Source organism: Microvirga tunisiensis, assembly GCF_009296175.1.
In the GTDB taxonomy this organism is placed as follows: domain Bacteria; phylum Pseudomonadota; class Alphaproteobacteria; order Rhizobiales; family Beijerinckiaceae; genus Microvirga; species Microvirga tunisiensis.
Map to the genome: position 1 here is coordinate 1 of NZ_VOSK01000459.1, position 4197 is coordinate 4197.

Here is a 4197-nt window from a genome sequence, read left to right on the forward strand (position 1 = left end):
TGCCGGGAGGGCCGACGAGCAGCACGCCGCGGGGAATGCGGCCGCCCAGGCGCTGGAACTTCTGCGGGTCGCGCAGGAACTCCACCACCTCCTGCAGGTCTTCCTTGGCCTCGTCGATGCCGGCCACCTCATCAAACGTCACGCGGCCATGGGCTTCGGTGAGGAGCTTCGCCTTGGACTTGCCGATGGACATCAGACCGCCGCCGCCCTGCTTGTTCATGGCGTTGCGGGACAGCCAGATCACGATGCCGATCATCAACGCAAACGGCAGAAGTGAAAGCAGCAGACTGCCGAGCAGGCTCGGTTGTGGCGGCGGCTCGGCCCTGATCACAACACCCTTCTGCTGCAGCTGAGCGATGAGGCCGGCTCCCTGCGGAATATAGGTGGTGACGATGCCGCCCGCGGAGCGCTCTGCAATCACCTCCTGCCCCTGGATAGTGGCGGAGCGGATCTCCCCTTGCTCGACTGCCGTGACAAAGGCGGAGTAAGGGAGCTGATCAGGTTGCGGTCGCGCCGTGCTTTGGAAGTAGAACATCGACAGCAGGGACATGACCGCAGCGGCTATCGCAAAATTGCGAAAGTTAGGCGCGGCGTTGGGGTTGTTCATTGCTAGACTTTCTGAACGGCAGAGTTCTGGCTGAGATATGAGGGCAGCAGCCGGCCCCAATCCTTTCCCTGAGCACTGTCATCTCTGGAAGATGTTCGGCCCCGGATGGACTCGGTCGAGGTGATCACGCAGCAGCGCCATGTTGCGTAGGTTCGAGCGGTAGAATACGTCGCCAACCCAGCCCACGAGCGGAACCGCGCTGATGGCGAAATCGACACCGACATTGCCAACCATGCGCAGGAGCGTCCCGGGCGGCACGCCGAGGCGTCGCGCCTCCCAGATCAGGTAGGCCGACATGCCTTTCGAGGTCAGCATCCCAATGGCTGGGATCAGGTTCAGCAGCGCGTCGGCGCCGAAGCGGAAATTGGTGCCGGGCACGCAAATGGCGCTGTCGAGAAACCGCGCCAGTGCATCAAGCCGTGTCCGCGTCTCGGTGGCGCGGAAGGAGGTGCCGCTGAGAGGGGATGCGTAGGAATAGGACGTCACAGTGGTCTCCCAGTGCGGAGCGCACATCATAGTGCTCCTCAGGTGAGAGAGTCCGACATCGCAGCCTATAGAAGGCTACCAGAGGGGCCCGGACCCCGATAAATGATAAGGTGGGGGTTGGGGCGCCTGGGTTCAAGGCAATGGCCTCAACCCGCTCCCCCTCGGTTCGCCTGACAATGCGACCGACAGGTCCTGGGCCCATGTTCCGAACGCGGCTCCTCGGGCCGTGCGATAGTCCGCGGCGGCGAGCTGATGCCGCCGCAGATGAACGAGGTTAGCAATGGGATCATGGATTGAGAGGAAGCGCTGAACCTGCCCGGCCGACCTGAAGCGCTTCATCTGCCGCTCTCGTCGGCGAGTGGGTTGGTGTGAATTTTCCACTCGATTGTTTAAGCCTTTGTGCTGTCGATGTTCGATGCCCAGGCCCGTCTCCCTGCGAGCAGCGCCATAGATCCAAGTTTGTCCGTGATCATGACGCGCGGGGCCACGGCATGCTTCTTCAACAGCTTGCGCATCAAGCGCTTGGCGGCCTTGCGATCCCGGCGGCTCTGGACCAGCACATCAAGGGCAAAGCCATCCGGACAGCCCCCCGCCACAGATAATGCCGCTTCCCGGCAATCGTGATGACGACCTCATCGAGATGCCATCGGTCCCCGGGACGTCGAGTGCGGCGGCGGATCTGATTGGCAAACTCTCGACCGAACTTCTCAGCCCAGCGTCGCACCGTCTCGTGACTGACCTGAATTCCACCGGCCGCGAGCATCTCTTCAACCATGCGCAGGCTGAGCGGAAACCGGAAGTACAGCCAGACCGCGAGGCTGATCGCCTCGGCTGGGAAACGGTGGCGAGCGTAAAGCGAAGGGGGGGGCTTCTTCATACCGCCTCATACACCAACTCTCGATCGAATCTCGTTTATGTGACGATGCCGTCCGACGGCTCGAATGACCTGAGAAAGCTATCGACAACCAGTTCAAGGCGGTCAGGGCAGAACTCCTGTTGAGGTCTGAGGCTAATCGTTCGGGCTTCGACGATCTCCCTTGAGCACTCATCCTTACATCGATCTGTGCTTACGCGCCTGAACCAGATAGGCCGGAACAGTTGTCTCCCCAAGCGCCTTGCAGGCTTCCAAGCGATGGAGCCCCTCAACCAAGACAAAGCGATGGCCGTCTGGCCGCACCAGAATGGGCGCATCCTGGCCCTTATCCATGATGCTCTCTGCCATGGCCTCGACCTTGTGCGGATCAAGGGTCTGACGCCGCTTCACAGGCACATAGACATCTTGGATCGCGAGGATCTGCCGCTTCAACACCATTCCAATTGCTCCAGTACAATGTCGTCTCGGAGGAAGCTTATGCGCAACAAGTTGGCTTGCGTAGGAAGGCGCCTCTCGAAGAGAGGCTCGCGGATCCAAACCGTCGCGCTGTATCAGAAGGGTTCGGATTTTAGCTATCGTCGGTTGAACCATAGTTGGATAGTAAGACGAGAACCCAGGGTCCCCCCAGGGCAATAAAGGCCATCACCGATATGAGTGTTAGAGCTATCGCCTCTTCTGAAGCCATAGGCGCCCTCTAAGCTTTTCTATCATCACTGATGATGCGGGAAGTGCCCACGATCCGGTAGGGCTTAAGAGAACTACCTCTCACAAATCCCGATAGCCTTGGTGATGCTGTTCTCCAACCTCCTGCCAGTGCCGGCCGCCATCATCCGAATTCCTTCCGGACGAAGTAGGCGAAGGCTGCTGCTGTAGGACAGTGCAAAGCTGGCTATGGTTTGCCCGCCTGGAGATGCGGCGGCTCCCTTGCTCAGGGGCCAGGTGTGGAGAGGCCGGGACGGTGCCGTTTCGGCCTCTCCTCCTGCTCAATCCGGCCGGCTGTCGGGCCCACACGAAAACTCCCCCGCCGGGGCACCCAACGAGGGAGCTGTCGGACAAGAGTCGTTTGCGTGTCTTCGAAGGTGGATTGATGCTCAGGAGGACCAACAATCCACGATCTGGAGAATGCACCCTGCGCCCGACCGCGGCCTTCACCTAAGTGAAACGGGACCGGAGATTCCGGCTGGATCGTCTCGCAAGTTGCTTTGAGTATTCAGGCCCCGGCTGAGGCCTGCTGCGGAGCGGGTTTTACTGAATAGCCGGCGCAGGGTTCCATAAGCCTGCGAGAACACTTCCCGAAACCTTCAAATCGCGTTCCATACTGCCTGCTTATCGGAATTACAAGATGATCATCTCAATCGCGAAGAAGCGGCTTCCAACCGCGGATTAGCCTGTCGGAGCAAAAATGCGGCGGATCTCCAAAGATCCACCAATAGCCCATGCGTGTCCGAGGGTTGAAGATCCAATACCCCACGGTCAGAGGGAGAACAGGTGGATCATCGTCCTCAGCCATCCAGAGGATCACAGGCGTACCGTCCCGCGGTGCGGCGCTGATTGGGGACCAGCCGCCACTCATGGTTTTTCCTGATCACTCGTCAGCAGGAGCGCCGTGTTCCTCGGCGACCTGTTCGATGGCCTGCGCAAGATCGGCTTCGACTTGGCTCAAGGCCTGCGAGTGGGCGATTTCGGCGCGGGTCTGCTCGATGGCCTGATGGGCCAGTTCAATCGTCTCCTCAACCGCCGCATCGAGAGATTGCGCGTTCTGTTCAGCCATGATCCTGGGCTACTCGCCCAATAGGGCCAATCCTTGGCGATCAGAGATCCCGATAGCCTCGCCGCCGCTTGGCCCGTGCCACTGCCTCCAGCGCGGCCCCGGCTTGGATCTCGCTGGCGAAACCCACTAGCCGTTCCTATTCACCAGAGTTTGTTTCGGGGCCTATTTGGTAGCGCGGGCGTGCCGATCCGCTGCGTTTCTTTCACCGCGGCAAGGTCTGGAACGTGGGGAACGCGTTGGCAGGGACGGGATGGGATGACCGGGGCGATGGCAGCCCCGGCGCTCAGGGCGAGGCCGCCCGGGGCTGGGGTGCCAGAGCGCTCGCAAGACGCCGGACGAGATCCGCTTCCGGACAGCACGAGGCAAAGGCCAGTCGGATGCGGCTGGTGGTTTCCTGCACCCGCACGGCGATCTTGAGCAGGCGCAACCGCAGCGTTGCGAACTCCGCCCGGGCGAGAT

5 protein-coding genes and 1 pseudogene are annotated in these 4197 nt (G+C 60.9%); all 6 read right to left on the reverse strand.

Annotation, left to right across the window (positions count from 1 at the left end; all coding sequences use genetic code 11):
* Positions 1 to 607: ATP-dependent metallopeptidase FtsH/Yme1/Tma family protein (locus tag FS320_RS39270; protein ID WP_192926406.1), on the reverse strand; the 607-nt coding region annotated here is incomplete at its 3' end.
* Between the two features lie 78 nt (positions 608 to 685).
* Positions 686 to 1093 (reverse strand): DUF4112 domain-containing protein, encoded by a 408-nt coding sequence (locus FS320_RS39275; protein WP_162003537.1) that lies wholly within the window; start codon positions 1091 to 1093, stop codon positions 686 to 688.
* Between the two features lie 132 nt (positions 1094 to 1225).
* A pseudogene (locus tag FS320_RS39280) lies at positions 1226 to 1970 on the reverse strand (IS6 family transposase).
* A gap of 174 nt (positions 1971 to 2144) precedes the next feature.
* Entirely contained in the window at positions 2145 to 2405 is a 261-nt protein-coding gene (locus tag FS320_RS39285; RefSeq protein ID WP_152717805.1) for a ParB N-terminal domain-containing protein, read from the reverse strand.
* Between the two features lie 1147 nt (positions 2406 to 3552).
* On the reverse strand, positions 3553 to 3738 hold the full coding sequence (locus FS320_RS39290; protein WP_152717807.1) for a hypothetical protein: 186 nt from the start codon (positions 3736 to 3738) through the stop codon (positions 3553 to 3555).
* Between the two features lie 283 nt (positions 3739 to 4021).
* Positions 4022 to 4197 (reverse strand): transposase (locus FS320_RS39295; RefSeq protein WP_192926244.1); only part of this gene is annotated, 176 nt, incomplete at its 5' end.